This is a genomic window from Micromonospora sp. NPDC003776 (assembly GCF_053605645.1).
Genome location: NZ_JBSGJR010000465.1, coordinates 1 through 5733 on the forward strand (window position 1 = coordinate 1; position 5733 = coordinate 5733).

The 5733-nt window shown below is 72.8% G+C and carries 5 protein-coding genes and 1 pseudogene; 5 read left to right on the forward strand and 1 reads right to left on the reverse strand.

Features of this window, described 5'->3' with window-relative positions:
• A pseudogene (locus ACWEVO_RS28265) lies at positions 1 to 684 on the reverse strand (hypothetical protein); the annotation flags it as partial.
• 506 nt (positions 685 to 1190) lie between these two features.
• Here ACWEVO_RS28265 and pdhA point away from each other — a divergent pair.
• The 5 genes from pdhA to ACWEVO_RS28290 all read left to right on the forward strand — a co-directional run.
• Complete coding sequence (pdhA, locus tag ACWEVO_RS28270) at positions 1191 to 2369, forward strand: pyruvate dehydrogenase (acetyl-transferring) E1 component subunit alpha (protein WP_452310530.1); 1179 nt, start codon at positions 1191 to 1193, stop codon at positions 2367 to 2369.
• Positions 2369 to 3358: an alpha-ketoacid dehydrogenase subunit beta gene (locus tag ACWEVO_RS28275; RefSeq protein ID WP_452310531.1), complete on the forward strand. Its 990-nt coding sequence runs from the start codon at positions 2369 to 2371 to the stop codon at positions 3356 to 3358. The genes pdhA and ACWEVO_RS28275 overlap by 1 nt, the downstream gene beginning before the upstream one ends.
• 5 nt (positions 3359 to 3363) lie before the next feature.
• Complete coding sequence (locus tag ACWEVO_RS28280) at positions 3364 to 4833, forward strand: dihydrolipoamide acetyltransferase family protein (protein WP_452310533.1); 1470 nt, start codon at positions 3364 to 3366, stop codon at positions 4831 to 4833.
• A 225-nt stretch (positions 4834 to 5058) separates the two neighbouring features.
• Positions 5059 to 5196 carry a hypothetical protein gene (locus ACWEVO_RS28285; protein ID WP_199737156.1) on the forward strand — a complete coding sequence of 46 codons (138 nt, stop codon included), beginning with the start codon at positions 5059 to 5061 and terminating at the stop codon, positions 5194 to 5196.
• 348 nt (positions 5197 to 5544) lie between these two features.
• Positions 5545 to 5733 (forward strand): hypothetical protein (locus ACWEVO_RS28290; protein WP_452310532.1); only part of this gene is annotated, 189 nt, incomplete at its 3' end.

A 5733-nucleotide genomic window follows, 5' to 3' on the forward strand; every position in this document is an offset into this window, starting at 1 on the left:
GCCGGTCGGCGGCGGGGAGCCGCCGGGCGTACCGGTGGGGGTGGGTTCCGCGCTCGGGCCGGCCGACGGGCTCGCTGTCGCCGACGGGGCGCCGGCCGGCACGGAGAACGTGCTGGTCGGCTCGGCTGTGGCGGTGCGGGTCGGGTCCGGCGTCGCCGAGGCGGAGGCCGACGGCGTAGGCGTCCGTGACGGGAACGGCACGGTGCCCGGCGGCGTGCGGGTGGGCCGGGGAGCCGGCGCCGGTGGTACGGCCGGCCGGGGCCGCCACCCGGAGGCGAGATCGGAGTCGTCCGGCAGCGCGGGGGCGGCCGGCACCAGCGGCGCGGCCGCGGGCAGGCTGGTGGCGGTGGGGTTGGTCGCGGGCGTGCGGGTGGGCCGAACGGCGGGCTGGCTCCCGCTGGGCAGGGGGACCACCACCGGCCCGACCGAGGGGGTCGGGATGAACGGGGTGCCGGTGTCCGGCAGGGCGCTGTTGCCGACGGTGGCGGAGCCGGCGCTGATCGCCGCCAGGATCGGCATGGAGGCGGTGCCGGCGAGCAGCGCGACGGTGAAGAGGTAACCCCGGCTGGGCCCGCCGGCGCCGGCCGCGCGGTGCGCCCCGATCACCCGACGGTAGGCGGCCCCGGGGGCCGCCCGGTGACTCCCGAGAAACGGCGTACCAGGGCCCTCTGCTGGCTCGGACACCGGCACACTCCTCGTACGTCGACACCGGGACAGACCCGACGGAAGGCACGACACGGCGAAACAGACAAAGGCCGTTAAATGCCTACGGGGACATCAGTCAGCTTGGACCAGTCACTCTCAGTTCACCAGGCACCACAGCGTGTCGACACACATTTTGTCCGTCGCACCTGCGGTCTCCGAAGCGACAAAACATCCATCCGTCGCGAACCCGACCGAACGTCGCGGGCAGGGGAGGCCATACTGTGGGCCCGCTCACCTCCTCTGCAATCATTCAGGCACGACGGCAACGCAGCCGCCACCTCCGCGCACCCCGCGGCTGGTGCGGAACGGCGCCGGCGCTCCCGGGCCGGGTTCAGCTACGGACCCCGGCTCACGCCGCGCGGCAACCCTCACCGGGGCTAGGCGCGGCCGCCAGGGACCGACCCGGCACCAGCCGGATCGGGCGCACGATGTGCGCGGCACGGGTCACCCCCCGGCGCCGGCGCAGACCAGACAGGGAGAGACGGATGGCAAAGGGCGACCCCGGGGCCGCCGCCCGCAGCAGGCGGGCCGCACCCCGTTCCAAGCGCGCCGCCGCAGCCGGCGAGCCGGAACTCGTACAGCTGCTCACGCCGGAGGGCGAGCGGATCGAGAGCGCGCTCGGCCCGGACGGGACCGAGTACCGGGTGGACTTCACCGACGAGGAGTACCGCGGGCTCTACCGCGACCTCGTGCTGGTGCGCAAGCTCGACGCCGAGGCCACGGCGCTCCAGCGCCAGGGCGAGCTGGGCCTCTGGGCGAGCCTGCTGGGCCAGGAGGCGGCGCAGGTCGGCTCCGGCCGGGCGCTGCGCCCGCAGGACATGGCCTTCCCGACCTACCGGGAGCACGGCGTCCTCTACTGCCGGGGCATCGACCCGATCATGCCGCTGGGCCTGTTCCGCGGCGTCGACCAGGGCGGCTGGGACCCAAACGAGTTCAAGTTCAACATGTACACGATCGTCATCGGGGCGCAGACCCTGCACGCGACCGGGTACGCCATGGGCGTCGCCATGGACGGCAAGACCGGCGGCGACGAGGGCGAGGCGGTGATCGCCTACTTCGGCGACGGCGCCACCAGCCAGGGCGACGTGAACGAGTCCTTCGTCTGGGCCAGCGTCTTCAACGCCCCCCTGGTCTTCTTCTGCCAGAACAACCAGTACGCCATCTCCGAGCCGCTGGAGCGGCAGACCCGCGTCCCGCTCTACCGGCGGGCGGGCGGCTTCGGCTTCCCCGGCGTCCGGGTGGACGGCAACGACGTGCTCGCGTCGTACGCGGTGACCCGGCACGCGCTGGACAACGCGCGGCACGGCCAGGGCCCGAGCCTGATCGAGGCCTACACCTACCGGATGGGGGCGCACACCACCTCCGACGACCCGACCCGCTACCGGATCGCCAGCGAGGTCGAGGCCTGGCAGGCCAAGGACCCGATCGCCCGGATGAAGGCGTTCCTGACCCGGCAGCAGATCGCCGACGAGTCGTTCTTCGCCGAGGTCGACGAGCAGGCCCGGACCGAGTCGGTGCACCTGCGCGAGCGGGTGCTCGCCATGCCCAACCCGGAGCCGGTGACCATGTTCGACCACGTCTACCCCAACGGGTCCCCGGAGCTCGACGAGCAGCGGGCCCAGTTCAGCAAGTACCTGGAGTCGTTCGAGGGGAGCGCCCACTGATGGCCACGGAGACGCTCACCCTCGGCAAGGCCCTCAACGCCGGTCTGCGCAAGGCCCTGGAGAACGACCCGAAGGTCGTCATCATGGGCGAGGACGTCGGCAAGCTCGGCGGCGTCTTCCGGATCACCGACGGCCTGCAGAAGGACTTCGGCGACCAGCGGGTGATCGACACCCCGCTCGCCGAGTCCGGCATCATCGGTACCGCGGTCGGCCTGGCCATCCGTGGCTTCCGGCCGGTCTGCGAGATCCAGTTCGACGGCTTCGTCTACCCGGCGTACGACCAGATCGTGTCGCAGGTGGCGAAGATGCACTACCGGTCGCAGGGCAAGGTCCGCATCCCGATGGTCATCCGGATCCCGTACGGCGGTGGCATCGGCGCGGTCGAGCACCACTCCGAGTCGCCCGAGGCGTACTTCGCGCACACCGCCGGCCTCAAGGTGGTGACCTGCGCGAACCCGCAGGACGCGTACACCATGATCCAACAGGCGATCGCCTCGGACGACCCGATCGTCTTCCTGGAGCCGAAGCGGCGCTACTGGGAGAAGGGCCCGGTCGAGCTGGACGCCCCGCTCGCCGACGCGTACCCGCTGCACGGCGCCCGGGTCGCCCGGCCGGGCACCGACGCCACCGTGCTGGCGTACGGCCCGATGGTGCGGACCGCGCTGGACGCGGCCACCGCCGCCGCCGAGGACGGCCGGGAGCTGGAGGTCATCGACCTGCGCACGCTGTCGCCGCTGGACCTGACCGCCGCGTACGAGTCGGTGCGGCGCACCGGCCGCTGCGTGGTCGTCCACGAGGCGCCCGGCAACCTGGGCCTCGGGTCGGAGATCGCGGCGCGGATCACCGAGGAGTGCTTCTACTCCCTGGAGTCCCCGGTGCTGCGGGTGACCGGCTTCGACACCCCCTACCCGGCCGCCCGGGTGGAGGAGGAGTACCTGCCCGACCTCGACCGGGTGCTCGACGCCGTCGACCGCACCTTCGGCTGGTGAGCGGCATGTCACGGATCAAGGAGTTCAACCTCCCCGACCTGGGCGAGGGCCTGACCGAGGGCGAGATCCTCGCCTGGCTGGTCAAGGTGGGCGACGTCATCGAGCTGAACCAGCCGATCGTCGAGGTGGAGACCGCCAAGGCGGCGGTCGAGATCCCGGCGAAGTGGGCCGGCCAGGTGCAGGCGATCTTCCACCCGGAGGGGTCCACCGTCGAGGTGGGCACCCCGATCATCGCGATCGACACCGACCCGGGCGCGGGCCCGATCGAGGAGTCGACGACCGGCGCGCCGGCGGCCGACCTCCCCACCCCGTCGGCCGCCTCGCTGGCCGCCGTCGAGATCGCGCCCGAGGAGGGCATGGTCGAGCCGGGCCTGATCGGCGGGGCCGCCCCGGGCGGGCGTACCGCCGTGCTGGTCGGCTACGGCCCGCGGACCACCGCGGCCAAGCGTCGGCCGCGCAAGGCCACCGTCCCGGCCCAGGCCACGGCCGCCCCGGCCCAACCCGCGCCGGCTCCGGCCGCGCCGGCTCCGGTCGCGCCGGTGCCGGCCGCCCCGGCGGTGAACGGCAACGGCCGGGCCGGTGGCCCGGTGCTGGCCAAGCCGCCGGTGCGCAAGCTCGCCAAGGACCTCGGCGTCGACCTCGCCGCGCTGACCGGCTCGGGCCCGCTCGGCTCGATCACCCGGGAGGACGTACAGCGGGCGGCGAGCGGGACCCCGGCGGCGGCCGAGCCGCTGGCGGTCACCGCCCCGGCGACGGCGGCCGCGAGCTTCGGTGCGGACCGTGAGCAGCGCATCCCGGTCAAGGGGGTACGCAAGCTCACCGCCGAGAACATGTCCCGCTCGGCGTTCACCGCCCCGCACGTCACGGAGTTCCTGACCGTCGACGTGACCCGGGCGATGAAGGCCCTGGACCGGCTCCGCGAGCGGCGCGAGTGGCGCGACGTGCGTGTCTCGCCGCTGCTGCTGGTCGCCAAGGCGGTGCTGCTCGCGGTCAAGCGCCACCCGATGGTCAACTCGACCTGGGCCGGCGACGAGATCGTGGTCAAGGAGTACGTCAACCTGGGCATCGCGGCGGCCACGGAGCGCGGGCTGATCGTGCCGAACATCAAGGACGCCGGCCGGCTCTCGCTGCGCGAGCTGGCGGACGCGATGACCGACCTGGTCCAGACCGCCAAGGCGGGGAAGACCTCGCCGGCGGACATGTCGGGCGGCACGCTGACCATCACCAACGTGGGCGTCTTCGGCGTCGACACCGGTACGCCGATCCTGCCCCCGGGCGAGTCGGCGATCCTCGCCTTCGGCGCGGTCCGGGAGCTGCCGTGGGTGCACAAGGGCAAGGTCAAGCCGCGCCTGGTCACCACCCTGGGCCTCTCCTTCGACCACCGGATCATCGACGGCGAACTGGGCTCGAAGTTCCTGCGTGACGTCGGCGACTTCCTCGCCGACCCGGAGGCGGCGCTGCTCGCCTGGACCTGACGGTCCCACCGCTCCGGCGACGGCCGGTGTGCATCGGGTGAACGCCCGGCACACCGGCCGTTGCCGTTGGGAGACAGGAATCTTCGGCCGGACAAGGCCATCCACCTACGATCCTTAGGTCCGTGGTTCAACTCACCTAATAATCGATGGAACTTGGAAGCGTTCTGCGGTTCAATGGAGACATCAAGGGGCCGACAACCGAATAGCCAGGAGGAGAGACCCAAGATGAGCATGATCGAGCGAATCCGCAGCCGCCGCGACGCCAACCGCCGGGCCCGCGCCATCGAGCACGCCCTGCGTTCCGCCAACTCGCCCGCGGTCCGCGAGGAGCTCCTCGCCATCGCACAGCGTCACATGAGCTGACGCCCCCGACTTTTCTCACCTCCTCCAGTTCGAAGACCCGCCCGGTCACACCGGGCGGGTCTTCGGCGCTTCACGTCGATTGACACCGGGATTCCACCTCGCCGCAGCGCCCGGTACGGTGGGGCTCGGCCGCCACCCACCCCGCCCCCGGACCGATCGCGACGAATGAGACCCTTCGCCAGCGTCCGGCCACGGTGAGTGACGGCCGGTGCTCCCCGGACGCCTCCGGGCGGCCACCGGATACGGTGCGGGGAGCCTGCACGGCCGGTACCCGCCGGCAACGGCGGCGACCATGCCGACGGTCCCGATCGGCATCGGTGGCCGACATGTGATGGAGGAGGCGCACCCATGACGTCCGAGGCCCCGCACCGTCCTGGCCAGGAGCCGGGCGAGGTGTCGCCGGGCACCGGCGGACCGGCGCCGTACGGCGACCGCCAGGCCCCGCAGGACAACGGGTACCCCAGCGCTCCGGATCTCGGCTGGGCACCGCCCCCGCCAGCCGGTCGGCCCACCCAGCCGGCCCCCGCCTGGGCGCCG

Coding starts and splice junctions, on each gene's coding strand:
- pdhA (WP_452310530.1), top strand. CDS start 1,191: ATGGCAAAGGGCGACCCCGGGGCCGCCGCCCGCAGCAGGCGGGCCGCA.
- ACWEVO_RS28275 (WP_452310531.1), top strand. CDS start 2,369: ATGGCCACGGAGACGCTCACCCTCGGCAAGGCCCTCAACGCCGGTCTG.
- ACWEVO_RS28280 (WP_452310533.1), top strand. CDS start 3,364: ATGTCACGGATCAAGGAGTTCAACCTCCCCGACCTGGGCGAGGGCCTG.
- ACWEVO_RS28285 (WP_199737156.1), top strand. CDS start 5,059: ATGAGCATGATCGAGCGAATCCGCAGCCGCCGCGACGCCAACCGCCGG.